Annotated in this window: 25 protein-coding genes; 15 read left to right on the forward strand and 10 right to left on the reverse strand. The window is 72.1% G+C overall.

The window, feature by feature from the left end; all coding sequences use genetic code 11:
- Positions 1 to 190 precede the first annotated feature (190 nt).
- The gene (locus ACZ38L_RS23505) at positions 191 to 589 is read left to right on the forward strand and encodes a hypothetical protein (RefSeq protein ID WP_465696730.1); all 399 of its coding nucleotides are present in this window, start codon (positions 191 to 193) and stop codon (positions 587 to 589) included.
- A 196-nt stretch (positions 590 to 785) separates the two neighbouring features.
- Here the strand turns inward: ACZ38L_RS23505 and ACZ38L_RS23510 are convergent, their stop codons facing one another.
- On the reverse strand, positions 786 to 1,103 hold the full coding sequence (locus ACZ38L_RS23510) for a hypothetical protein (RefSeq protein WP_465696732.1): 318 nt from the start codon (positions 1,101 to 1,103) through the stop codon (positions 786 to 788).
- Between the two features lie 637 nt (positions 1,104 to 1,740).
- Between ACZ38L_RS23510 and ACZ38L_RS23515 the strand changes: the two genes are divergently transcribed.
- Positions 1,741 to 2,646: a class I SAM-dependent methyltransferase gene (locus ACZ38L_RS23515; RefSeq protein ID WP_465696825.1), complete on the forward strand. Its 906-nt coding sequence runs from the start codon at positions 1,741 to 1,743 to the stop codon at positions 2,644 to 2,646.
- 46 nt (positions 2,647 to 2,692) lie between these two features.
- Here the strand turns inward: ACZ38L_RS23515 and ACZ38L_RS23520 are convergent, their stop codons facing one another.
- From ACZ38L_RS23520 to ACZ38L_RS23530, 3 genes are read right to left on the reverse strand one after another with little or no spacing between them, the layout of a single operon-like run.
- Positions 2,693 to 3,796 carry an NAD(P)-dependent alcohol dehydrogenase gene (locus tag ACZ38L_RS23520; RefSeq protein WP_465696734.1) on the reverse strand — a complete coding sequence of 368 codons (1,104 nt, stop codon included), beginning with the start codon at positions 3,794 to 3,796 and terminating at the stop codon, positions 2,693 to 2,695.
- Between the two features lie 2 nt (positions 3,797 to 3,798).
- On the reverse strand, positions 3,799 to 5,202 hold the full coding sequence (locus ACZ38L_RS23525) for an aldehyde dehydrogenase family protein (protein ID WP_465696735.1): 1,404 nt from the start codon (positions 5,200 to 5,202) through the stop codon (positions 3,799 to 3,801).
- 8 nt (positions 5,203 to 5,210) lie between these two features.
- The gene (locus ACZ38L_RS23530) at positions 5,211 to 5,987 is read right to left on the reverse strand and encodes a (5-formylfuran-3-yl)methyl phosphate synthase (RefSeq protein ID WP_465696736.1); all 777 of its coding nucleotides are present in this window, start codon (positions 5,985 to 5,987) and stop codon (positions 5,211 to 5,213) included.
- A 485-nt stretch (positions 5,988 to 6,472) separates the two neighbouring features.
- Between ACZ38L_RS23530 and ACZ38L_RS23535 the strand changes: the two genes are divergently transcribed.
- The 4 genes from ACZ38L_RS23535 (at position 6,473) to ACZ38L_RS23550 (ending at position 8,860) form a co-directional block, all read left to right on the forward strand.
- Positions 6,473 to 6,748, forward strand: coding sequence for an HU family DNA-binding protein (locus tag ACZ38L_RS23535; protein ID WP_396560811.1), 276 nt, complete (start codon positions 6,473 to 6,475; stop codon positions 6,746 to 6,748).
- A gap of 1,040 nt (positions 6,749 to 7,788) precedes the next feature.
- Positions 7,789 to 8,127, forward strand: coding sequence for a histidine kinase (locus tag ACZ38L_RS23540; RefSeq protein WP_465696737.1), 339 nt, complete (start codon positions 7,789 to 7,791; stop codon positions 8,125 to 8,127).
- Between the two features lie 26 nt (positions 8,128 to 8,153).
- Entirely contained in the window at positions 8,154 to 8,708 is a 555-nt protein-coding gene (locus ACZ38L_RS23545; protein ID WP_465696738.1) for an FAD-dependent monooxygenase, read from the forward strand.
- The gene (locus tag ACZ38L_RS23550; RefSeq protein WP_465696828.1) at positions 8,705 to 8,860 is read left to right on the forward strand and encodes an aromatic-ring hydroxylase C-terminal domain-containing protein; all 156 of its coding nucleotides are present in this window, start codon (positions 8,705 to 8,707) and stop codon (positions 8,858 to 8,860) included. Before ACZ38L_RS23545 ends, ACZ38L_RS23550 begins: the two co-directional genes overlap by 4 nt.
- Positions 8,861 to 9,067: 207 nt before the next feature.
- Here the strand turns inward: ACZ38L_RS23550 and ACZ38L_RS23555 are convergent, their stop codons facing one another.
- The 3 genes from ACZ38L_RS23555 to ACZ38L_RS23565 form a co-directional block, all read right to left on the reverse strand.
- Positions 9,068 to 10,213, reverse strand: a complete 1,146-nt coding sequence (locus tag ACZ38L_RS23555; RefSeq protein WP_465696739.1) for a nitric oxide synthase oxygenase — start codon at positions 10,211 to 10,213, stop codon at positions 9,068 to 9,070.
- 184 nt (positions 10,214 to 10,397) lie between these two features.
- On the reverse strand, positions 10,398 to 10,718 hold the full coding sequence (locus ACZ38L_RS23560) for a hypothetical protein (RefSeq protein ID WP_465696740.1): 321 nt from the start codon (positions 10,716 to 10,718) through the stop codon (positions 10,398 to 10,400).
- A gap of 159 nt (positions 10,719 to 10,877) precedes the next feature.
- A complete protein-coding gene (locus tag ACZ38L_RS23565) occupies positions 10,878 to 11,321 on the reverse strand; it encodes a universal stress protein (protein WP_465696741.1) in 444 nt (147 codons plus the stop codon).
- A gap of 319 nt (positions 11,322 to 11,640) precedes the next feature.
- Here ACZ38L_RS23565 and rox point away from each other — a divergent pair, with 319 nt between their 5' ends.
- A complete protein-coding gene (gene rox / locus ACZ38L_RS23570; protein WP_465696742.1) occupies positions 11,641 to 13,068 on the forward strand; it encodes a rifampin monooxygenase in 1,428 nt (475 codons plus the stop codon).
- Positions 13,069 to 13,177: 109 nt separating this feature from the next.
- The gene (locus ACZ38L_RS23575) at positions 13,178 to 13,618 is read left to right on the forward strand and encodes a DUF1707 SHOCT-like domain-containing protein (protein ID WP_465696743.1); all 441 of its coding nucleotides are present in this window, start codon (positions 13,178 to 13,180) and stop codon (positions 13,616 to 13,618) included.
- A gap of 100 nt (positions 13,619 to 13,718) precedes the next feature.
- Here the strand turns inward: ACZ38L_RS23575 and ACZ38L_RS23580 are convergent, their stop codons facing one another.
- Together ACZ38L_RS23580 and galE are read right to left on the reverse strand one after the other, a co-directional pair.
- On the reverse strand, positions 13,719 to 14,372 hold the full coding sequence (locus ACZ38L_RS23580) for a hypothetical protein (protein ID WP_465696744.1): 654 nt from the start codon (positions 14,370 to 14,372) through the stop codon (positions 13,719 to 13,721).
- A 234-nt stretch (positions 14,373 to 14,606) separates the two neighbouring features.
- Positions 14,607 to 15,626, reverse strand: a complete 1,020-nt coding sequence (gene galE, locus ACZ38L_RS23585) for a UDP-glucose 4-epimerase GalE (protein WP_465696746.1) — start codon at positions 15,624 to 15,626, stop codon at positions 14,607 to 14,609.
- A 267-nt stretch (positions 15,627 to 15,893) separates the two neighbouring features.
- Between galE and ACZ38L_RS23590 the strand changes: the two genes are divergently transcribed.
- The 7 genes from ACZ38L_RS23590 (at position 15,894) to ACZ38L_RS23620 (ending at position 23,445) form a co-directional block, all read left to right on the forward strand.
- On the forward strand, positions 15,894 to 17,285 hold the full coding sequence (locus tag ACZ38L_RS23590; protein WP_465696830.1) for an MFS transporter: 1,392 nt from the start codon (positions 15,894 to 15,896) through the stop codon (positions 17,283 to 17,285).
- A gap of 26 nt (positions 17,286 to 17,311) precedes the next feature.
- Positions 17,312 to 17,911: a MarR family winged helix-turn-helix transcriptional regulator gene (locus tag ACZ38L_RS23595; protein ID WP_465696748.1), complete on the forward strand. Its 600-nt coding sequence runs from the start codon at positions 17,312 to 17,314 to the stop codon at positions 17,909 to 17,911.
- Positions 17,912 to 18,126: 215 nt separating this feature from the next.
- Entirely contained in the window at positions 18,127 to 18,336 is a 210-nt protein-coding gene (locus ACZ38L_RS23600) for a ferredoxin (protein WP_465696750.1), read from the forward strand.
- Positions 18,326 to 19,699: an NAD(P)/FAD-dependent oxidoreductase gene (locus ACZ38L_RS23605; protein ID WP_465696752.1), complete on the forward strand. Its 1,374-nt coding sequence runs from the start codon at positions 18,326 to 18,328 to the stop codon at positions 19,697 to 19,699. The genes ACZ38L_RS23600 and ACZ38L_RS23605 overlap by 11 nt, the downstream gene beginning before the upstream one ends.
- Positions 19,700 to 19,730: 31 nt before the next feature.
- Entirely contained in the window at positions 19,731 to 20,933 is a 1,203-nt protein-coding gene (locus ACZ38L_RS23610) for a cytochrome P450 (RefSeq protein ID WP_465696754.1), read from the forward strand.
- A 366-nt stretch (positions 20,934 to 21,299) separates the two neighbouring features.
- Entirely contained in the window at positions 21,300 to 22,139 is an 840-nt protein-coding gene (locus tag ACZ38L_RS23615; RefSeq protein WP_465696756.1) for a class I SAM-dependent methyltransferase, read from the forward strand.
- Between the two features lie 265 nt (positions 22,140 to 22,404).
- Entirely contained in the window at positions 22,405 to 23,445 is a 1,041-nt protein-coding gene (locus ACZ38L_RS23620; protein WP_465696758.1) for a CHRD domain-containing protein, read from the forward strand.
- 7 nt (positions 23,446 to 23,452) lie between these two features.
- Here the strand turns inward: ACZ38L_RS23620 and ACZ38L_RS23625 are convergent, their stop codons facing one another.
- Positions 23,453 to 24,127: a response regulator gene (locus ACZ38L_RS23625; RefSeq protein WP_465696761.1), complete on the reverse strand. Its 675-nt coding sequence runs from the start codon at positions 24,125 to 24,127 to the stop codon at positions 23,453 to 23,455.
- Between the last annotated feature and the right edge of the window lie 50 nt (positions 24,128 to 24,177).

A 24,177-nucleotide genomic window follows, 5' to 3' on the forward strand; every position in this document is an offset into this window, starting at 1 on the left:
GCTCCGAAGCGCGGGCTGCGACCTGCGGCAACGCGGGGGCTGTTGCGACCCTCCTGACCGGTCTCTGCTGCTCGGCCGAATTGAGCAACAGAGTCGTGGATGCCACCTGGTGGCCCGATTCGCTGTTCCGGTTGGGCAGGGTGCCGCCCGCAGCGGCACGGCCCCAGTCCACAGACCCCGAAGGAGACCGGTGAACCGCCTGCTGCTACGCGCGACCGGAGCCGCCACCGCCGTCTACGGCATCGCCGTCACCGTGCGCCCGGACCTGCTCGCTCGACCGTCCGGCCTGCTCGGCCCCGACGGTGGCGCGCCGGAGGTCGTGACCGTGCTGCGGCCGCTCGGCCTGCGGGATGCCGCCTGTGGTGCGGCCATGGCCCTGGCCCCCGACGACCGGAGCCTGCGCACCGCCGCCTTGCTGCGGATCGCCGCGGACTTCGGCGACGCCGCGCTGCTGTCCCGCACCCTGCCCACGGCCCGCCACCGCCGGGCGGCACTGGCGGTCTCGATCGGCTGGGGAGCCCTGTCGGTGGCGGGGCTGCTCGGCCGGAGCCGCACGGTGGCGCAGGGGACGGCCCGAGACCGGCCTTGAGACGCGGGCGTGCCGTGGCAGAGCCCGCAAGTCACCCGGAAGGATGAACCGCGGGCTCCTGCCCATCCGGACCAAGTCTGCCGCACCGTCGTGCCGAATCGCTGATGGACGAGCCCGCACACGTCGCGGGCTCACGACCCGAGACGGGACATGACGGCCGGCGAGCACATCGACACCCGGCTGCTGGTGCTCGCCGTTACGAGTAGGTGTACCAGCCGTTGGTGACCGTGGCGCCGGCCGGGCAGTACACCGAGACGTCCTCGAAGGTGGTGTAGGGGCCCGCGCTGTAGGTCAGGTTGTTCGAGCACTGCACCACCAGGGACCAGCTGTGTGCGGTGACGGGAGAACAGGCCGCGTGCAGGAACTGCTGGTTCCCGGCTGTGCCGATGTAGACGTTGCCGCAGTTCACCGGGGGTGTGGCGGCAGGAGCAGCCTGTGCGGCCGGAGCTGCCAGCAGGACGGTCGCGGTGAGGGCGGCCCCCGCCACCGCGCTGGCCAGGAGACGGTACGTCATGGAGTTCTTCCTCCGATACGGGTGGGAAGCACGAAGCGGTCCACCGTGTAGGCCACTTGACGCTGCTTCGAGCCGGCGCCGGGCCGACCATCCCACCGATCCCCCTTGTCATGTCCATGGAACATCGTCATCGCGGCGCTCTTTCGGCCATTGGACCCCGTAGCCGTCTCTGCTGCAACGCGCTGCCCGGCGTGAGGCGTTCGCGCAGTCGTCACGCTTCCGGGTGACTGCCCAGTCCAGCGCCGGCGACGGCCGGCCGGTGCTGACGGTGGGGTCTGGCCGGCCCGCAGCCTGGAGGAGGCACGTTGATCCACAGCATGCCGAGGGTGCGGCACACTTCGGGGCTTCGCGGGAGCATACCGGCGAGATTCACCTGTTCGGGGGAATCGGGTTGGCTTTTCGCGCGGGTGGCGACCGTCGGCTGGATAGTGAGGAGGCTGTGGGAGGTCCGGCAGGCAATCCGGGTGACCACCTCGGTGGGAGCACGCCAGCCTGGACACGGGCCCCGCCGCTCAGAAGGGTCTTGAGCCGGATCACCGAACCGCACTTCGCCGGGGTCGGCGTCGTGCGTTCAGCGCGGATCCACCACTCGCATTCCTCGCTGTTCGTGGTCCCCACTCGCCCCAAGGGAGGACACATGGTCGGCACGGCGCATCGGAACACCGGTGTGGACGGTGTGGAAGGGGGTGTCGGCCTGACCGCTCTCCTGGTCGCCGCGGCACGGGCGATCGAGACCCACCGCCACGACAGCCTGGCACGGGACGTCTACGCCGAGCACTTCGTGCGCGCCGCACCGGCGTCCGCGGGCTGGCCGGTCCGGATGCAACAGGTTCCGGACGGCGACGCGAACCCGCTGTGGGGGCGATTCGCGCGGTACTTCGGTCTGCGGACGAGGGTCCTGGACGACTTCCTCCTCCGGTCCGTGCACGCGGGTGCCCGCCAAGTGGTCCTGCTCGGGGCGGGGTTGGATACGCGGGCGTTCCGACTCGACTGGCCTCCCGGCTGCGTGATCTTCGAGATCGACAGGGAAGGCGTGCTGGCGTTCAAGCACGAGGTGCTCGGTGGGCTGTCGGCCACTCCGAAGGCGGCGCGCGTACCGATCCCGACCGATCTGCGCGCCGACTGGGTCGGAGCGCTGACCGACGCCGGCTTCGACAAGGCCGCACCGAGCGTCTGGCTGGCCGAGGGGTTGCTGTTCTACCTGCCCAACGCCGCCGAGACGCACCTCATCGACACGGTGGACCGGTTGAGTACGGCGGGAAGCGCTCTGGCGTTCGAGGTCAAGCTCGACAGGGACTTGCTGGAGCACCGCGACAGCCCGCTCTACACCTCGACGAAACACCAGATCGGCATCGACCTGCTCAACCTCTTCGTCCGCGAGCCGCGGCCCGACTCCGCAGGTGGTCTGGCGAGCAAGGGCTGGTCCACATCGGTCCACACCCCCTTCGACTTCACCCGTCGGCACGGACGCGGCCCGTTGCCCGAGCAGAACGACGCGCTGGCGGGCAACCGGTGGGTGTTCGCGAACAAGCCCCGGCCGTAACGCCCGGACCGGGGTCGATCAGAGGGGCGGCGGCGTTGGCAGCCGCTCAACGGCTCCACCCCTCCGGAACCAGGACGGGCTTGACCACGCGGCCCGCCTCGCAGTCACGCTCGGCCTCGTTGATGTCGGCGAGCGGGTACGTACGGATCAGCTGGTCGAAGGGGAACCGCCCGGCCTGCCAGAGCCCGGTCAGCCGCGGAATCAGCAGTCCTGGCACCGCGTCCCCCTCACAGATGTGGGAGATCCTCCGGCCCCGGTCCAGTGCCCCCGGTTCGATCGGCAGCGTGGTGTGGAGCCGTGCCACCAGTCCGAGGTGGCCGGTCGGGCGCAGGGCCCGGAGCGCGTCGTTGATCAGTTGGGCGGAGCCCGTGGTGTCCAGCGCGTACTGCGCGCCGCCGTCGGTCAGTCGCCGGATGCGGTCGGGCAGGCCGGCCGACCCGGCGTGCAGCGGGATCGCGCGGAACCGCTCGGCCAGGTCCAGCCGTTCGGGGTGCCGGTCGACGGCAACGGTCACCGCCCCGGCGGCGGTGGCCGCCATCACCGCGGCCAGGCCCACGGCTCCCGTGCCGAAGACCGCGATGGTGTCGCCGGGGCCGGCGCCGAAGGCGTTCAAGACCGCTCCGGCGCCGGTAAGGAAGCCGCAGCCGAGCGGCCCGAGCAGGTCGATGGGCAGTGCGGGATCGACCCGGACGGCGTTGCGGGCCGGGACCAGCGCGTACTCGGCGAACGAGGACTGGCCGAACCACCGGGGGGCCAGTTCGCCCCCGGCCACGTCGGTGAGCCGTGCCGTGTCCTCCTCGCGCCCTCCGAACAGGTTGAGCGAGGCGAAGGAGTCACAGTAGGCGGGAGCCGCGCCCAGGCAGTTCCGGCAGTGTCCGCAGGAGTCGAAGCTCAGCACGACATGGTCACCGACGCGCAGGCCGGTGTCCGGACCGCCCGTCTCCACTACGACCCCGGCCCCCTCGTGGCCGAGCACCGCCGGCAGTGGGGAGCGGCCCGCCGAACGCCGGACCGCCAGGTCGGTCCGGCACATCCCGCAGCCCGCGATCCTGACCAGGACCTCGCCGTCGGCCGGCCCCGCGTGCAGGAGCACCTCCTCGACGGCGAACCGGCCCTCGTGGGAGCGCAGTACCGCCGCGCCGAACCTCATGGTCACGCTTCCTCCGGACGGTGCACGACGAACGGCCTGAGGTTCCCGTAGAAGCCCCACGGCCCGCCCGCGACGCCGACACCGCTCTCCTTGGTGCCGGCGAAGGGCTGGGCGAGGGAGAGTTCGGCGTGGTGGTTGATCCACACCGTCCCGCACTCCAACCGGTCGGCCGCCGCCTCGGCCAGGTCGAGGTCGGTCCCCCACACCGAGCCGCCCAGCCCGAAGCCGGTGTCGTTGGCCGCCGCGATGGCCTCGTCGAGGCTCCCGTACGGCAGCACCGGCAGGACCGGACCGAACTGCTCCTCCGTCACCACCGGGCTGTCGGGCGGCACATCGGCCAGGATCGTCGGGGCGAAGAAGTAGCCCGGTCGGTCCAGCCGGTGGCCGCCGGCCACGGCTCGGGCGCCGTCTGCCAGGGCCTGGGCCGTGTAGCGCTCGACCCGGGCCAGCTGGGGAGCGTTGTTGACCGGCCCCAGCTGCGAGCCCGGGTCGAGCCCGGCACCGACGACGGTGGCTTTGGCGCGCTGCGCGAGGGCCTCGACCACCTGGGAGTAGAGCCGGGCCGGGGCGTAGACGCGCTTGACCGCCATGCAGACCTGTCCGCAGTTGCGGAACGCCGCCCAGAACAGCCGGTCCGCGATCCGCTCCACGTCCACGTCCTCCAGCAGGATGGCGGCGTCATTACCACCCAGCTCCAGGGTGACCCGGGCGAGCGAGGCCGCCGCGCCCCGCGCGACGGCCCGCCCGGTGGGAATCGAACCGGTGAAGGTGACGTGGCGGATCCCCGGATGGGACGCGAGACGGGCACCGAGGGGTTCGTGACCGGTGACGATCGTCAGTACGTGCTCGGGGAGCGCGGTGGAGACGACGGACCCCAGCAGCCGTGTGGCGAGGGGGGTGAACGGGGAGGGCTTGAGCACCATCGTGTTGCCCGCGGCGAGCGCGGGTGCGAACTTCGCCGACGCGAGTTGGAGGGGAAAGTTCCACGGGACGATCGCGGCGACGGGCCCGAGCGGCCGCCAGCGGACCTCGCTGCGCACCGGCCGGCCGTCTCTGATCGGCTGGGGGCAGGGGTCCAGCCGAGCGAAGTAGCGCAGGCGGGCCGCCGTGCGGGCGATCTCCGCGTACGACTCGGCCAGGGGTTTGCCCTGTTCACGGGTGAGCAGCGGGGCGAGCTCGGACCCGGCCGCCTCCACGGCGTCGGCTGCCGCGAGCAGCGCGGTGGTGCGGACGGCGGGGTTGGCCCGCCAGCCGTGCCAGGCCTCGTGGGCCCGGCCGACGGTGGCGTCCAACTCCTCCGGTTGCTGGTCGGGAGCCTCGCCGAAGGCCTCGCCCGTGGCCGGATCGAGGACGGCGAAGTGCTCGCCGCGGGTCCCGGGTGCGCGACGGGGCTGAGGTGTCGCCATGCCGGCGGTCAGCTCGCGGCGGCGACGGCAGCTGCGTACTCGCGGGCATGCCGGTCCATCTCAGCCCGGAAGGCGGCTACCAGCTGCGGCTGAATCCGCCCGGTGGTGCGGTCGCCGCCCTCGCAGACCGCGCCGCGCACCCCCACGATGTCCGTGCCGATACGGGTCAGCGCGCCGAGGTCTTTCACCTTGACGCTGCCCGCGAGGGCGGCGAGCAGACCGGCCTCGTGGGCCAGCCGGACGAACTCCGCGCAGACGTCCGGTGGAACGTGGTCGAACAGCCGTGTCCCGTCCTTGACCGCGGTGTCGAGCATGGCCGCGTCGGACCCCGAGCGGAGGGCGATGTCGGGGAGGGCGAGTGGGTTGACGCAGCCGATCCGGTGGGCGTCCGCGTAGCCCGAGGCGACGACCAACGCGTCCGGCCGGTAGTCCTTCACCGCCCGGACGACCCCTCGCATGACCTCGATGGCCTGGTCGGGCGTGGTGCATCCGTAGAGGCCGACCTTGATGTACGTGGCTCCGGAGACGGCGGCACCGAGCGCCGCCTGGGCCACCGTGCCGGGTTTGTACGGCACGTCTCCCACGGTGGCGGACACCGGCTTGTCCGCCGGGACCGCGTCGCGGATCTCCTTGATGACCCACGGGAAGTTCGCGCCGAGCGAGCCCTCGTCGGGCTTCTTGACATCGACGATGTCGAGGTGCTCCGCCGCCTTCGCGCAGTCGAGGGCCTCCTCGACGCTGTCCGGGGAGATGAGAAGCAACACCGTGGACTCCTTCCGCCGCATGTCCAGCTGCCAGGGGGCAGGCGCGCGGAGTCGCCTGGATCACCTGCGGTCAGCTCATCATTGCTGCGGCCAGTGGCCATCGGTAGAGCGCGCGGAGTCCGAACGGGTCACTGCCACGGCGTGTCCACCCCCCAATGCGCCGTCCGCGCCGGTTCGAACCCGCCGCGCACAGGGACGTCCCGACACCGGCTGGTCCGCCGACGATGACGACCGCGCCGCCCGGCACCGTTCGGAGCTGACGGTGCGCCAGTAAGCGGCGCGTGCCTGAGCACCGTACCGGCGGGCGCACCCCGGGACGGCTGACCGGTTGCCGGCCGCGGTCGGAGGGCGCCCCCGCGGGCTGTCCTACTTCGCGGCTGTGGTGCCTCGACTACCGACAACCGGGGAGAGACAGCCACGGCGCGTCGTCCGCGTCTGATGGAACCGATGGCGGACTCGTCTGGCAGCATGCGGAGCGTCATGTCCCTTGACCGAAAGCGCGCGAAATGAACCGCAGTGAACTTCTGGTTGCTCTGGCCGACCGTGCCCAGGTGGCGAGGAAGGACGCCGACGCCGTCCTGACGGCGTTCGCCGAGATCGCCGGCGAGATCGTCTTCAAGGGCGACGAGAAGCTGACGATCCCCGGCTTCCTGACGATCGAGCGCACCCACCGGGCGGCCCGCACCGCGCGCAACCCGCAGACCGGTGAGCCGATCCAGATCGAGGCCGGCTACAGCGCGAAGGTCAGCGCCGGGTCGAAGCTCAAGGAAGCCGCGAAGTGAACGGGTGCGGGCTGCCGCACGCCGGCACCCCGCACCTGGGAACGACCTCGCAGCCCACGGACGCTGCGCTGCTGAGCGCGGAGGCTCGAGGACCGGCTGAGACGGCTCCCGTCTTCCCGGCGTTCGGGGGTGTGCGACGGGTGGCGACAGCTCAACTCCCGTCAGCTGCCACGGTTCCCTGGGCAGGAAGAAGGTTTCAGACTTGACTGCCTGCCCTGGCCGCGCCCTCGGGAACAGGGTGGTGTGCCGGTCTGCTCCTGTGACCCGGGTCCAAGCCGATGCCGATGCCGATAGCGGCAGACCGGGCGCTGTGCGTGTCTGCACTGGGGCCCGGTGAGTCGAGGCGGCCGGGCCGGCGCGCTGGGATTCGGCGATGTCTCCAGCTCTTGCGTGTTCATCGGTTGTCCCCTCCGTCAGCGTGGCAGGGCACGATCCTGGTCGTCGGACCGTGGGGTGCGCATCGAGGGAAGGCGGGAGGGAACGCTCCCTCGATCGGGGGAGGTCGCCGGTGAGCTGCTCGGTCATACTGGCGATCATGTTCAGGGGAATCCGGCCGCTGCTGCGCGGCTCCACGTATGCGGGTGCGCTGTTCGCCTACTGCGGCGCGTTGGTGAGCCTGCCACTGCTGCCTTTCGCCATGGTGCCGGCGCTGGTCTGGCGCTCGGCACCCTACGGAGTGCAGGCGGTCCTGGCTCTGTTGGTCTGGGCGGCGCTGGTCGCCGTGCTCGGGCTGGCCCGCACCACGCGGCGGGTGCTGATCGCCTGCGCCCGTCGACTGTTGAGGGTGCCGCTGCCGGACTTGGTGGCCGGTCGTCAGTCGGCGCACTCAACCGGCGCCGGGCCGAGTCCTGCCGTGCGGGCCCCCGCCGTGCCGCCCGGTGCCGACCGCTGGCGGACTCCGGTCTGGTTTCTGCTGCACGTGGCACTGGGGTGGACGGGAGGCGTGGCGAGCCTGGTGCTGCTCGGTGCTGGCGCGGCCCTGCCAGGGGGTTGGGTCGGCGGCAAGGCGAGGGCTGAGCCTGTTCAGCTGGTCGGTGCGGGTGACGGGCGTCTGGAGCTGGGTGGTGGCGCTCGCCTGCCTGCTGCTGGTGCCGGCGCTGTGCGCGGTACTGACGGGCGCTCTGCGGTGGTTGGCGCCGAGGCTGCTGGGGCCGTCGGCGGCCGAGCGGCTTGCGTTGGCGGCCGAGCGGGAGCAGCTGCTGGCCGAACGCAACCGGCTGGCCCACGAGTTGCACGACTCGATCGGGCACACGCTGACGGCGACCACGATCCAGGCGGCGGTGGCGGGCGAGGTGCTCTGCGACGACCCGGTGGCAGCCCGGGCCGCCCTGCGCAGCATCGAGGAGTCGACCCGGGCTGCGTTGGAGGACCTGGACTAGCCACACTCCGGCCCGTTACGTCGTCGGTGCGGACGCGCTTCCACAGCGACGAGCGGCAGGTGCCCCGCTACCGGCAGGGAAGGGTGTTCCTCGCGGGCGACGCCGCACACGTCCAGTCGCCCGCCGGCGGCATGGGCATGAACACCGGACTCCAGGACGCCGCCAACCTCGGCTGGAAGCTGGCAGCCGTCCTGCACGGCTGGGCCGGTGACGCACTGCTGGACAGCTACCAGGCGGAGCGTCACCCGGTGGGGCGCGTGGTCCTGCGCGTCAGTCACGCACTCCTCACGGCCGTCACCGGCGGGTCGTCTCTGGTCCGCGTGTTGCGGGCCGCGCTGGCCACCGCCGTGGACCAGTTGGTCGTGGTGGAGGCGCGCGCGGCACGCGGCATCTCCGGCATCGGGATCGCCTACCGTGCACCCCGGGGCTCCCATCCGCTCACGGGACGCCGGGTACCGGACCTCCGCCTGGCCGGGGAACCGGCCCGGCTCTACGAGGCGTTGCGGGAGGGCAAGTTCGTGCTGGTGGGCCGCGTGTCGCCGCGGTTGCCGCGCCGTGGGCGGAGGCGGGGCGAGTGGTGACGGCCTCCCCGACGACCAGCCTGCGCCCGATCCTACTGGTCCGGCCCGACGGTTATGCCGCGTGGGCGGCCGAGGACCCCGATCCGGACGAGGTGTGCGAGGCCCTGACGCGATGGTTGGGCGAGGCGGAGCGTCAGGGCGTGTCGGACTGAAGTTCCGGCCCGCGGTTGGACATCTGGATCGGCAGGGGCCGGGCCCGCCCACGCGACTGGCAGGTGGAGCGGGTGGAGGGCCCGGTGTGGTTGCCGAACACCCGGGATCGACCAACAGCGGGCCCCGCTCGGGGAGGTGGGCAGGGCGCGCCGACGACCGTCAGCCCCGCCCCGGCCGGTACCGGGAACGGGCCGAGCGGCAACCGTTCACCCCTCGGCGCCGCCGGAGGCCCACGGCACCGGCTGGGGGGAGAAGTTGGGGAGCACCCTGGTGGGCAGGTACCGCCGCTGCCAGACCGGGGTGGTCGATCCGCTGGTGGCCGGCACGATGGCGGACCAGTCGGCCGGGCAGCCGCGTCCGCTCCTGTGCTCGCGCTCCTCGTGCCGCACGAACTGCTTGGTGGCGAAGTGGTGGTCGATGATGGAGACTCCGGCCTGGTCGTAGGAGTGCAGCACGGCCGCGGTGAGCTCCAGCAGCGCGCGGTCCCGCCACAGGGTGCGGTCCCGGCCGGTGTCCAGGCCCATCCCTCGGGCGACCGCGGGGAGTTTGTCGTAGCGGTTGGTGTCGGACAGGTTGCGGGCGCCGATCTCGGTGCAGGTGTACCAGGCGCTGAACGGTGCCAGGGGGTAGCGCAGGCCGCCCAGTTCCAGGACCTGGTCGGAGATGGTGGGAAAGGCGTGCCAGCGCAGGCCGAGCCGTTCGAACCACGGGTGGTCGGGGTGGCTGACGCGCACCTCGGGGACGGCGTCCGGTGGCAGGTCGAACCACCGGGGTTCGCGTCCCGGCGACTGGATGACCAGGGGCAGGACGTCGTACTCGGTGCCCTCGCCGCGCCAACCGAGCCGCCGGACGGCCTCGGTGAGGTCCGCCGTCTCGGGGTCGCCCACGAAGGACCCGTCGTGCTGCCGGTAGCCGGCGTAGCGGATGAGCTGGCCGTTCCAGACCCGGGGACCGGGGCGGCCGGGCCTGCTCGGTGCGAAGACGCTCAGCAGCAGCCGGACCCGGCCGCCGTTCCAGGCCAGTCGAAGGTGGTCCACGAGAGCCTCGAACAGGGCGCTCTCGTCACCGTCGGCCCCGACCTCGCGGCAGTCCCGGACCTCCAGTCCCTTCCAGTAGAACTTGCCGACGCACTGGGGGTTGTTCCGCCAGGCGATCCGGGCGCCGTGGAGGAGTTCCTCCGCGCTCTGCCGGTAGGTGCCCGTCGCGGTCAGCTCGTTCGTCATCTCCTTGACCCGCTGCGCCGCGGCGTCGGCCGGGAGGTGCCCCTCGGCCGAGAGTTGGCGCAGCAGGTCCTCGGCCTCGGCGGCCACCGGTCCGGTGAGCGGTGGTAGGCACAGGCGTGAGGTCGTCACCGTGATCCCCCTCGTCAACACGTCAACAGCGAGGACAGGGCAGCCAGTTCACCTGTGTGAAACATCTGCCCGGCGTTGACGCTATGCCAGGGGGCTCCCGGGTGGCACCCGACCGTCGTTCGCCTTGACGGAACCCTTGCGCGCGCTTGACGGTTCCCGAACACCCCGTCCCGCGGCGGATCCGTTACCCGGCGTCCAACTGGAACGCCCGGAGTACCAGTCCGTCCCGGTCGTACACGGCAACCCTTGACGGTGGCTGCTTCCCGGCGGTGACGAAGTGGTCCCTGATCCTGGCGACCGCGGTGGGCAGCGCCGCGTCGGTGCTCTCCGGGATCGGTCCCGCCGGCTGCCAGTGCATGGTCAGCTCCCAGCGGCGGCCCCTGCCGCTGCTGCGTGGCGCGGTGGGCTCGGCCTCGAGGTTCAGCTCGTCGAGCAGGTCGAGGATGACGTTCATGTCGCTGCCGTCTATGTGCGCGAAGTTCTCTTCCACCAGGATCTCGTCCATGCACGCTCACTACCCCGATGCGCGGGCCGGTCAACCGGGGTGGCGGACGCGGTCGACGCCCGCACCGGGTCCGTGGCCCGGCACGGGACGTCCGCGTCCACGCGCCAACGGCGGTCGTGCCGAAGGCCCGTGCGCCGTGTGGCCCGGGGGACGGGTCCGTCAGGTGCTGGTGTCGCGGACGATCACGACGGGGCAGTGGGCGTGGTGGACGCAGCGCTGGCTCACGGATCCGAGGAGAGCCCCGGTGAATCCGCCGTGCCCTCGGTTGCCCACGACCAGGAGGGTCGCGCCGCGTGCCGCGTCCAGCAGCGCGGTCGCCGGGTCCCCCTGGATGGCCAGGGAGCTGATCTCGACCGGTGGTTCGGGGCCGACGGCCTTGCTGATGGTCTCGGCCAGCACCTTGCGGGCGTTCTCCTCGTAGTCGAAGGTCTCGACCGTCGGGGCCGGCCAACCGTAGACGCGGGGGTAGTCCCAGGCGATCAGCGCGTCGACCGTGGCTCCGACCAGTGCGGCCTGTCGGACCGCCCACCGCAGCGCTTCCTCGGACGACTCCGAACCGTCCACCCCGACCACGATCCGCGGAACACTCGCCTTGTCGCTCACCGCCGCACCTCACCGAACAGCCGAAGATCCTTCCTCCACCATCCCCGGCATCCCCCGGCACGGCCACCCGGGGCGGTGATGGTTGCGGCGTTCGGGACGGTCAGCGGGCGTACCGCCGCACGCGGCGCGACGCCGCTCCGTGAGGAGGGTGTCCGTCCGCACCGGACGACGGCGCAGCAGGCGGACGAAAAGGAAAGGCAAGGAGGTCACCCACTCCTTGCCACTTTCAACTTATAGCGCACCGGGGGGCTTGCGGCAAGGCCCCGGTCGTGCCGCAGAATCGTCGGCCGAAGCCAGGACCTGGGGAAATGGGGTTTTCATGATCGACGTGATCGTTGCCGGCGGCGGCCCGACCGGCCTGATGCTGGCCGGCGAGTTGCGGCTGCACGGCGTGCGGGCGCTCGTGTTGGAGAAGGAGCCTGAGCCGACCGGGCAGTCCCGCGCGCTCGGCATGCACGTGCGCAGCATCGAGGTGATGGACCAGCGAGGTCTGTTGGAGCGGTTCCTCGCGCTCGGCAAGCAGTTCGCGGTCGGTGGTTTCTTCGCCGGCATGGGCAAGCGGTGGCCCGACCGGCTGGACACCGCGCATTCGTACGTCCTCGCCATCCCGCAGAGCGTCACCGAGCGCCTGCTGACCGAGCACGCCACCGAGCTCGGCGCCGAGATCCGGCGCGGCTGCGAACTGGTCGGGCTGAGCCAGGACGAAGACGGGGTGACCGCCGAGCTGGCCGACGGCACCCGGTTGCGCTCGCGTTACCTCGTCGGCTGCGACGGTGGCCGCAGTACGGTGCGCAAGCTGCTCGGCGTCGGTTTCCCCGGCGAGCCCGCCAGGGCCGAGACGCTGTTGGGCGAGGTGGAGGTGGCCGTGCCGCCGGAGACGCTGGCCGCCGTGGTGGGCGAAGTCCGCAAGACCCATGTGCGGTTCGGCGCCATCCCCATGGGGGACGGGGTGTACCGCGTGATCGTGCCAGCCGAAGGGGTGGCCGAGGACCGTGCGACTGCGCCGACCCTCGAGGAGCTCAAGCAGCGGCTGCGGGTGTTCGCCGGCACCGACTTCGGCGCGCACTCACCGCGCTGGATCTCCCGCTTCGGCGACGCCACCCGGCTGGCCGAGCGTTACCGGACCGGCCGGGTGCTGCTGGCCGGCGACGCGGCGCACATCCACCCGCCGACCGGCGGGCAGGGGCTCAACCTCGGCGTCCAGGACGCGTTCAACCTCGGCTGGAAACTGGCCGCCGAGGTCAACGGCTGGGCGCCGGAGGGGCTGCTGGACAGCTACCACACGGAACGGCACCCGGTGGCGGAAGCCGTGCTGGACAACACCCGCGCGCAGACCGAGCTGCTGTCCCCCGAGCCGGGTGCCCGGGCGGTGCGCCGGCTGGTGTCGGAACTGATGGACTTCGAGGAGGTGAACCGGTACCTGCTCGAGAAGATCACGGCGATCGGGGTCCGCTACGACTTCGGCGAGGGGCATGAACTGCTCGGCCGGCGGATGCGGGACGTGGGGCTGAAGCGGGGGCGCCTCTACGAGCTGACGCACGGCGGCCGCGGACTGCTGCTCGACCAGACCGGCCGGCTTTCGGTGGAGGGTTGGGCGGATCGGGTCGATCACGTCGTCGACGTCAGCGAGGAACTGGACGTGCCCGCGGTGCTGCTGCGACCGGACGGCCACGTGGCCTGGGTCGGTGAGGACCAGCAGGATCTGCTCGGCCGGCTGCCGAAGTGGTTCGGCGCTGCCGTCGGCTGAGCGCGCCTTCGTCCGTCGCGCGCCGGGCGCGGTGCGGATCTCCGTGCCAGCTGTGCGTTCTGGGAACTCCGCCCGTAGGCTGGGGGCGCGAAACGTGGAGGGGGAATCCGTGCAGGTGCTTCCGGATGTCCGTGTCGGCGCGGCCGAGCGGGACAACGCGGTGGAGGCGTTGAGCGTCCACATGGTGGCGGGTCGGCTCTCCATGGGGGAGTTCGGGGATCGAGTGGATCTGGCGCACGCCGCCGTAGCGCGTGCCGACTTGCAGGCGCTGTTCGAGGATTTGCCGGCGCCCGGTCCGGAATTCGAGCGTACGACGGTGCCCGCAACAGAGGCGGAGGCCGTTCTGACCGGCCAGAGAGCAGCTGGCTCCCCTGCCCCGAGGGGGCCGAAGGAGCGCGCCGCCCGGGCCGCCTACGCGCTTTTCCCCGCGTCCGGGGCGATCTCACTGGGACTCACGGCCCTGACACACTCCGGGGCCTGGCTCCTCGTGTTGCCGCCGATCGCTTACGGTGCGCGACGATTCACCAGGAAATGGCGTCCGCAGGACTGACCCGCGGGGACGGACCGCGGGCACGCCCGCGGGGCCGGCCGACGCCGCCGAGGTGCGCCCGCGGGTGCCCCACTCGGACATGATCTACGAGACCGGGTGCTCAGCCGGCCGGCTGCCGGGGCCGTCCCGGCACCCACAGCGGTGCCGGGCCGGCGAGCGGCATGTGCCGCGCCGCGTGTTCCTCGAGCCGGTCGCCCGCCTGGCCCGGATCCCCGTCACTGAGCTCCACCAGGGCGGTGGCGGCCAGTCGGGCGCAGGCCAGCAGTAGCGCCAGGGTGTCCTGGCGGCGGTGTCGCTCGCGGATGTAAGCCTCGCACTTTTCATCGATGCGCCGGTCGTGGTCGCGCTCGCCTCGTGCGGTGAGGGCCTGGACGCCGTGCCAGACCAGGGTGAGGGCGGTGGGTTCGGCCGGGTGCGCCGCATCCGTCCGGCGGGCCTGCTCGCGGACCTCGGCCGAGTGCAGGCCCAGCCATTCCAGTACGGCCGGTCCCTCCCCGTCGTGGACCTGCAGGAGCAGCTGTGCGGCCCGGTGGACGAGCGACCGGAGGACCGGCCCGGCCGGCACCCGCAGGCCCGGCGCGGGCGGGTCGCCGAACGCCAGCCACGCGTGGGCGAACGAGCCCGCGCGGATCCGCCACGCCGGGATCCCCGCAGCCCCTTCCAGCCACTCCTGCACACCCAGCCGGACCAGGCCCGCGGCGGCGAGCCGCACCGCGTCCTCGTCCAGTGCGAGCAGCCGTCCACTCCTCAGCACATCGACCCCCCAGCAGCGACTCATGACCGTGTGCGGACATCTCACCACATCGGGACGTAGGCGAACCAGGCAGGCCTGCGAGGTTAGCACCTCGCGGGACGCGACCGCGGTGTGATCACGGGATCCGGCCTCCGCCGACCGGGATGCCGTCGGTGCCGGTCACCATCGCGGCCCGAGTTCGGCCGGCGTGGGACACGGGTCCGGCCGCGTCCGCAACCGCGCGGGGCGACACGGCTAGGCGTCCGGGAAGCCGTCCGGGTTCTGCGACTGCCATCGCCAGGTGTCCGCGCACATGTCGTGGATGGTGCGGGCGGCCACCCAGCCCAGCTCGGTCTCGGCGCGGGCCGGGTCCGCGTAGGAGTCCGCGATGTCGCCGGGACGCCTCGGTGCGTCGACGGTCCGGATCTCCCTGCCGCTGGCCTCGGCGAAGGCCGCCACCAGTTCGAGGACCGAGGTCGGCGTCCCGGTGCCCAGGTTCCAGGTCGAGACCGGCTCCGCCGTCTCGCCGAGCTTGTCCAGGGCGGCGACGTGGCCGGCGGCCAGGTCCTCGACGTGCAGGTAGTCGCGGCGGGCGGTGCCGTCGGGGGTGGGGTAGTCCTGGCCGTAGAGGCGCAGGTGGTCCCGTCGCCCGACGGCGATCTGGGCGAGCAGCGGCATCAGGTTGTTGGGCACGCCCTGCGGGTCCTCGCCGATCATCCCGGACCGGTGGGCGCCGACCGGGTTGAAGTAGCGCAGCAGTGCGATCCGCATCTCCGGGTCGGCCGCGGCGACGTCGCGCAGGATCTGCTCCTGCATCACCTTGGTCCAGCCGTAGGGGTTGTTCGCCGAGGTGGGGAAGGACTCCCGCATCGGCACCGGCGCGTGCTCGCCGTAGACGGTGGCGGAGGAGGAGAACACCAGCTTCCTGACGCCGTGCGCGCGCATCGCGGTCAGCAGGGAGAGGGTCGAGCCGAGGTTGTTCGAGTAGTACTCCACGGGCATCGCGACGGACTCCCCGACCGCCTTCAGTCCGGCGAAGTGGACGACCGCGTCGAACGTCTCCTGAGCGAAGAGGTGGTCGGTCGCCTCCCGGTCGGTGAGGTCGATGGCGTGGTGCTTGATCGCCGCGCCGGAGAGCGCCTCCAGGCGGCCGATGACCGAGGGCTTGCTCCGGCTGAAGTTGTCCGCGATCACGACTTCGTGGCCCGCGGCGATGAGCTGGAGCGTGGTGTGGGACCCGATGTAGCCGCTGCCGCCGGTGATCAAGATTCGCATGCCGGCACCCTACCGGCCGCTCCGCGTTCGTGGCGATCGTCGACCGGTCGATGCCGCTTGCTCCGGAACAAGGCCGGTTGTTCGAGTACGGCCGGATCGCGGCTCGGCCTCGGCCGGGCGAGCGGGGAGTGAACCACCGACGACGGACGTGGCAGCGCCCTTTAGTTGTGTGCATATAATAGTTGTATGCCAATAACTAGACCGTCCGCCGCTCCCTCACCGGCGGCCCAGGACTCCGCCCAGCATCCGCCCGGCCGCCGCGGGCGGATGCTCGTGCTGGCGACCTGCTGCCTGAGCCTGTTCATCGTCGGCGTGGACAACACGATCGTGAACGTCGCGCTCCCCTCCATCCAGCGTGACCTGCACGCCTCCGTCTCCGGGCTGCAGTGGACCACCACCGCCTACACGGTGGTGCTGGCCAGCCTGCTGATGCTCGCCGGGTCGACCGGCGACCGGATCGGGCGGCGCCGCACCTTCCGGGCCGGGCTGGTCCTGTTCATGCTCGGGTCGCTGCTGTGCTCGATCGCCCCGAACCTGGGCCTGCTGGTCGCGGCCCGCGCGCTCCAGGCGGTCGGCGGCTCCATGCTCAACCCGGTCGCGATGTCGATCATCACCAACACCTTCCGCGAGCCCCGGGAGCGGGCGCGCGCGATCGGTGTGTGGGGTGCGGTGGCGGGGGTCAGCATGGCGCTCGGGCCGCTGCTCGGCGGCGCGCTGGTCGGGTCGGTCGGCTGGCGCGCGATCTTCTGGATCAACATCCCGGTGGGTCTGGCCGCCCTCGGGCTGTGCGCTCTGTTCGTCCCCGAGTCCCGCGCCGAACGCCCGCGACCGGCCGACCCGGTGGGGCAACTCCTGATCACCGTGCTGCTCGCCGGCCTGACCTACGGCCTCATCGAAGCGCCCTCCGCCGGCTGGGTCTCCGCCCAGACCGCGGCCTGCTGCGCGGCAGCCGCGCTCGCGCTGGCCTGCCTCGTGCGGTACGAGCTGCGCCGCGCCCAGCCGCTGATCGACCCGCGCCTGTTCCTCAGCGCGCCGTTCGCCGGGGCGACGGTCATCGCGATCTGCGGGTTCGCCTCGCTCGGCGGCTTCCTCTTCCTCAACACGCTCTACCTGCAGGACGTCCGCGGCTACTCCCCGTTCCACGCGGGCCTGCTGACGCTGCCGATGGCGGGGCTGACCATGGTGTTCTCACCGCTGGCCGGCCGGCTGGTGGCGGCTCGGGGGACTCGCGTGCCGCTGCTCGCGGCCGGGAGCGCCATGGCCGCGGGTACCCTGGCCATGACCGACCTCACCGCACACACCGCCACCTGGCACCTCGTCGTCGCATACGCGCTGTTCGGTTCGGGTTTCGGCATGCTGAACGCGCCGATCACCAACACCGCCGTCTCCGGCATGCCGCGCGCACAGGCAGGGGTCGCCGCCGCCGTCGCCACCACCAGCCGCCAGACCGGCCAGGCCCTCGGGGTCGCGGTGATCGGGTCACTGGTCACCTCCGCCGTGCACGAGCCGCTGCACACCGGATTCGCGCAGGCCAGCCACGTAGGCTGGTGGGTCGGGACGGCGTGCGGCGTCGCGGTCCTGGCGATCGGTATCCTCACCACCGGTCGCTGGGCCGGGCAGACCGCCGCGCGCGCCGCGCAGCGGCTCGTCCCTGGCTGAACCAGGAGGGTGGACGGCAGCAGCAGATGAACGACAGCACGAACGGCATCGGGTACGAGGCCACGGGCGGCACCGGCGACGGTGCCGCGACGGGGCCGACCGGCCGCGCCCCGGCCATGGCCGCCCCGGCCGGCCGCAGCACGACGAGAGCCGCCGCGTCCGCTCCGGCGGACCCGGAGGCGGCGGCCCGCGTCTGGGCTGCCATGTCCTTCCTCGTCCTGAAGCAGGAGAACCGGCGCACCGAGGTCGAGGAGGCGCTCGGCATGAGTTTCTTCCGCGTCAAGGCACTGCGCCGGCTGCTGACCGGCCCGCTGACCATGCGTGAGCTGACTGCCCGTCTGTCCACCGACAAGCCCTACACCACCCTGGTCGTGGACGAGTTGGAGCGGCGCGGCTTCGTGGAGCGCAACGTCCATCCGGACGACCGCCGTTCCAAGATCGTCACCCTCACCGCGGCCGGCACGGCCGCCGCCGAACAGGCCGAACACATCCTGTCCCGCCCGCCGCGCACCCTGCTCGCGCTCGGCCCCGAGGACCTGGCCGCCCTGGACCGCATCATGGCCGAACTCCGGTCGCCCGCCGCGCAGGGCTCCCCGAGCGGGGACGAAACCGCCGGGCGTGGGTGACACACGGGTCCCCGGCCACCACGGAGACCTGCCGCGCCCCCGACGCACCGACCTCCACGCCAGGAGCAGGTCGAACAGACGTCGGTCGCCGTCGACCGCGACCCCGCCCCGGGCTGACGGCGGACCCGGCAGTGCCCCGAGCGGTCGCCGTGCGAGCGTCCGACCCTCGTCCCATGCTGGGGGGAGGGGGCGCGGCGACAGAGGGAGTGGTGGGGATGCGAACCGTTGTGGACCTCACGCGCTGCCAGGGCTACGCACAGTGCGTGTTCCTCGCACCGAAGATGTTCCAGCTGCACGGCGAGGAGGGGTTGCTGTACGCCCCGGCCGTCCCTGACGACCAGGTCGAGCGGGTGCGCCAGGCCGCGGCGGCGTGCCCGGTCCAGGCCATCCTCCTCGGTGAGGAGGTGAGCGCCGATGACCGGTGACCTTCGGGACGGCCGCATCGTCATCATCGGCGCGTCACTGGCCGGGTTGAGGGCTGCGGAGGCACTGCGCGACGAGGGCTTCACCGGCTCACTGACCGTGGTCGGCGACGAGCCCCATCCGCCCTACGACCGCCCTCCGCTGTCCAAGCAGGTACTGCTGGGCCAGGCAGCGGCGGACACCACCGGGCTGCCGATGCGCCGGGATCCGGATGCCGAGTGGCGGCTGGGCGTACGTGCCACCGGTCTGGACGGCCTCGGGAGGCGGGTGATGCTGGCCGACGGCGATTCGCTGCCGTACGACCGGTTGCTGATCGCCACCGGGACCCGGGCCCGCCCCTGGCACAACCCGGTGGAGGCCGCCCTGGACGGGGTGTTCACCCTGCGCACCCGTGAGGACGCCGCCGGCTTGGCCGAGCGGCTGGCCGCCGGGCCACGGCGGGTGCTGGTGATCGGCGGTGGCTTCACCGGCTCGGAGATCGCCTCGGCCTGCCGGGAGCGCGGACTGGACGTCACCGTCGCCGAACGCGGTCCCGCACCCTTGGTCGGCGCGCTCGGCGGCACCCTGGCGAAACTCGCGGCCGTCATGCAGCGCAACCACGGCGTGGACCTGCGCACCGGCGTGACGGTCACCGCGCTGCGCGGGGACGGCGGCGGCCGCTTCACCGGTGCGGAGCTGTCCGACGGCAGCCGGGTCGAGGCGGACGTGTGCGTCGTGGCGTTGGGTGCGGTCCGCAACGTCGAGTGGCTGGCCGACTCCGGGCTGGCGGCGGGTCCGCGCGGAATCGCCTGTGACGCCGGGTGCCGCGCCTTCAACATGTACGGAATCGTCACCGACGACATCTTCGTGGCCGGTGATGTCTCCCGCTTCCCCCACCCGCTGTTCGGGTACCAGATGCTCTCCCTGGAGCACTGGGGAAACGCGGTCGAGCAGGCTGGGGTCGCGGCCCACAACATGGTCAGCCCGGGGCCGCTGCGACGCCCGCACCTCGCCATCCCGACGTTCTGGTCGACCCAGTTCGGGCTCAACATCAAGTCGGTGGGCGTGCCCACCTTCTCCGACCACGTGGTCATCGCCCAGGGCTCCCTGGAGGCGCGCCGTCTGGCGATGGTCTACGGCTTCCAGGGGCGGGTCACCGCCGCGGTCACCGTCGACATGGCCAAGTCGCTCGACTACTACCGGCACCTGATCGAGACGGCCGCTCCGTTCCCACCCCCGCCCGGCGCGGCGGACCGCGCGATCGCGGCGGAGGTCCCGGTTCCGTCCGACGTGCCGGACCCGAAGGGGCTGTCCCACGGCCCCACCGTGGCGCTCACCGGGTACCTGCCCGACCGCCGACTGACCGTGGTGCAGCCCACGGCCTGACCCACGTCCCGTCCGACGACGAGGAGCCACCATGGACTCCGACACCTTGCTGGCACGGATCACCGACTACGCGAACCGTCCCAACCCCTATCCGCTGTACGCGGAACTCCGCGAGGCCGGTCCCGTGGTACGGCAGGCAGACGGCAGCTACCTGGTCGGCACCTACCACGAGATCGCCGCGCTGCTCCACGATCCGCGGATGAGCGCCGATCCCCGCACCCGTACCCGTGGCGCGACGACGTTCAAGCCGCCGTTCCTGCGGCTCGACGACCCGGAGCATCACCGGCTGCGTGCCTTGACCATGCGACCGTTCGGCCCTCCGCACAGCCCGGGCCGGGTCGATGCCATGCGCGGCGAGATCGACCAGCTCACCGGGGAACTGATGGAGTCCCTCCAGGCGGGCCGCCAGATCGACATCGTCGACGACTTCGCCTACCCGTTGCCCGTCACGGTGATCTGCCGTCTGCTCGGCGTGCCGCGCGAGGACGAGCCGCTCTTCCGGGCCTGGTCCGACACCGTGGTCACCGCCGCCGACGTCAGGCCCGAAGAGGGTGCCACCGGGGATTCCACCGAGCGGGGCGAGGCGGGCGACCAGGCGCGGCGGGAGATGGGCCAGTACCTGGTCGACCTCGCCGAGAAGCGCCGTGGCAGCCCGAGCGACGACATGCTCTCCGCCTTCGTCAACGAGCCGGACCCGGCCCTGCGGCTGACCCGGGAGGAACTCGCGGAAACCGCCGTGCTGTTGCTCATCGCGGGACACGAGACCACGGTGAACCTGATCACCAACGGGGTGCTCACCCTGCTGCGCCAGCCCGAGCACCTGGAACGGCTGCGGAGCGAACCGGGCCTGCTGCCGCGGGCGGTGGAGGAACTGCTGCGCTACGAACCCCCGGTCCACATGCGCGAGCGCATCCCCCTCGCCGACTTCGACATCGCCGGCATCACGGTCTCCCAGGGCACGTCGGTCATACTGGCGCTGGCCTCCGGCAACCGCGACCCCAGGCGGTTCCACGAGCCCGACCGGTTCGATCCCACCCGTCCGGACAACGAGCACTTCGGTTTCGGCAGCGGTGTCCACCTGTGCTACGGCGCACCACTCGCCCGCATCGAAGCAGAGACCGCGCTCGGCGCGCTGATACCGCACCTCGGCACGGCACGCCTGGTCCAGGACCCGCCCCCCTACCGCCAGAACGCCATGCTCCGCGGACCCCGCCACCTGCTCGTTCAACTGTGAGCCTGCCGGGGTGCCGGGTGTGGGCGCCGACGTGGGCGGGCGAAGTCCGGAAAGGTCCCGTCGGTGACGGGGTGGATGTCGGTGCCACCGATCAGCACGGGGGCTTCCGGCACTCCAGCCGGACTTCGCGGTTCCCGCTGTCAACGGCCTGGGAGTGGGGATTGTAACGGAGTTGGCGTGGGTGTGCGACGGTCTCTGCCGCCATGCCCCACCAACGGATGAACGTCGGGCATCTTGCCAGCGGTAGGGCCGGGCGTGTGGCACCCTCACCCGCCATGGGCCTTGTGCTGGCGTCGGGAAGGCGCCGATGCCTGGGCGTGCGGTCCGCCGAGCGGCGGCGCGTTCTTCATCACGGAGGTGGCGCAGATGACGCGGTGTCCCGGGGCGGAGCAGCACCCGATCCCGCCCGCGGTCCAGGAGGCGTACGGTCCGGCCGATCTCAGTTCGATGTCCCTGTTCGGCGGAGGGTTCATCAACTTCGGCTACTGGCGGGGCATCGACCTGGACCAGCCGCTGACCGAACACGACCGGATCAGCAGTCAGCAGGCCATGTACCGGCACGTGCTCGGCACCTTGGCGCCCACCGGGGGACTGCGGGCCCTGGAGGTCGGCTGTGGGCTGGGGGTCGGCGCCGCGGTGGCGCTCGACGAGTACGGCTTCGCGGGTGTCACCGGCATGGACATCCATCCACAGCAGCTCGAGCGGGCCGGGCAGGTCAACGCGGCCCTGCTGGCCCGCCGCCCCGAGCAGCTGCGCTTCGTGCCCGGTGCGGCGGAGGACATGCCGTTCGGCGACGGCGAGTTCGACTGTCTGTACAGTGTCGAAGCCGCTCAGCACTTCCGCGACCTCGGCGCGTTCGCGCAGGAGACCGCACGCGTGCTGCGGCCTGGTGGCCGCGCCGTCGTCGCCAGCTTCTTCGTCCCCGGTGCCGATCCGGCCGGAGCCGGGCGGCTGGCCGAACTGCTCGACACGTTCGCCAGCGGCCTGGACGTCGCACACACCATCCCCTCGCTGGTCAGCAGTCTCGAACGGGCCGGCCTGGCCGAGGTGCGTGCCACCTCGATCGGGGCGTCGGTGTGGCCTGGCTGGGACCGCTGGTTGGCGGGGATCTGGGAGCCGGGCAGCTGGCCCCGCAACTTCCTGCGGGCCTTCCGTGAAGGCATCCTCGACTACTTCACGGTCACCGCGGAACGCCCCGCGGCATGACGGGCCCGGGCGGAGGAACGCCCTTGCTGCACACGTCCGGGGCGAGCCGCCGAGCAGACCGGTGAGCTGCTTCGAACCGGCCGCCGAAGTCGTCGCCGGGGTACTGGACGCCTCTACCCGGCGATCGCCGAACCGTGCCGGGGGTGCTGGCACCCCGTCGGGTTCGGCATGCACGCACCCTCGTGGCGACCGGGGTGTCTTCGGGAGTCTGGTGGAGCCGGGGCGAACCCGGGCTACCAGCTCCACGAAGAGGACCCGAAGAGCCATGTCCACGTTGTTGAACCGCAGGCTGATGCGGACCGCCGTCACCATGACCGTGATCGGACTGGGACTGGCCGCCTGCCAGTCGGGCACCCCGACCGGCCACGGGTCCGGCCCGTCCGCCGGCGCGAGCGGGGCGGCGCTGGGCGGCGGCATGACGCAGCCCGGTGCGCTCCGGGGCATGCCGGCCGGGTCGGTGACCCTGAGGGAGGACTCGCAGGGGGTGCTGCAGGCCGAGATCGACGTCTACGGTCTCACTCCCGGCTCGGCGCACGTCGCGGCCATCGAGGCCCCGGGCGGCAACGTCCTCGCTCCGGCCGTCCGCTTCGGCACGTTCACCGCGGACGCCACCGGACAGGCCCACACCACGCTGAGTGCCCAGCAGTCCGGCACCCTGCCGGCCGGCAGCCGGTTCGGCATCCACCTGGGCACCTTCGGCGGGGACGCCAACCGCGATCCGGTCGCGATGGAGCTGATCGGACAGTCCGACGAGCTGCCCACCCGGATCGAGGGCAGCAGGACGCTGGCCTTCCACCCGGTGTCGGTCGACGCCAACGGCAACGACCCGGGCACGCTGTCCGGCACCGAGAGGACCGTCTACGACCCGGCCGCCCACACCCTCACCGTCACGGTCACCGCGCACGGACTGACCCCGGGCGCCCACGCCGCCCACATCCACCTCGGCAGCTGCCAGTCCCAGGGTGGCGTCAAGTACATGCTCGCCGACTTCCAGGCCGACTCCCACGGTGACATCACCAACGAGACCCGGGTGGTGACCGGAGTGACCTCGGCCCCGCCGTCCAGCGGCTGGTACCTCAACCTGCACCAGGGCGACATGAACGGCATCCTGAGCGACGGTGCCCCCGCACCGGCCTTCCGGCCGCTGCTCTGCGCCGACCTCGGCCCGATCCCGACCGGGGCCGGAGCCTCCGGGACGGCGGCGCCGTCGACGGCGCCGCCGTCCGCGATGACCCCCGAGGGCGGCACGAGCACCGCGCCGTACGCCACGCCCACTGCCGCCGCCACGGCGACCGCCGGACGGTAGCGCGGGATCAGCTCTGTCGGGCGCGGAAGTCCAGCAGGGTGAGCACCGCCGCCACCCGCCGGTCGAGGTCTGGGCTGTCGCTCAGTCCCAGCTTGGCGAACAGGGAGTTGATGTGCTTCTGCACCGCCCGCTCGGTCAGGAACAACGCGGCCGCGATGGTCGCGTTGTTCCTGCCCTGGGCCATCAGCTCCAGGACCTCGCGCTCGCGCGGGCTCAGCGCGGCCAGCGGCGAGCCGGCCGTCCGCTCCTTCCGGATGACCAGGGCCTCCACCAGTTGCGGATCGAGCACGGAGCCCCCGGCGGCCACCTGGTGCAGCGAGCGTTCGAGTTCGGCGATGTCGCCGACGCGCTCCTTGAGCAGGTAGCCGACTCCGGCCGCGCCGCCGCGCAGGAGTTCGTAGGCGTACTGCGGGTCGGCGAGCTGGGTGAGCACGATGACTCCGGTGCCCGGGAAGCGCTCCCGGATCTCGGCCGCGGCGGCCAGCCCCTCGGTGGAGTGGCCGGGGGGCATCCGGATGTCGGTGATCACCACGTCCGGCCGGTGCTCCTCGACGGCGGCGAGCAGTTGGTCCTTGTCGGCGACGGCGGCCAGCAGCTCCACCTCCGCCAACGCCTCCAGCAGGGCGGCAGTACCGGCCCGCAGAAGATAGTTGTCCTCAGCGAGCACGACGCTGATCGGCACTGCTCCGTCCCCCTGGCTTCGAATCCTGCTGATGTGCCAGTCTGACACCC

Source organism: Kitasatospora sp. NPDC024654, assembly GCF_055559155.1.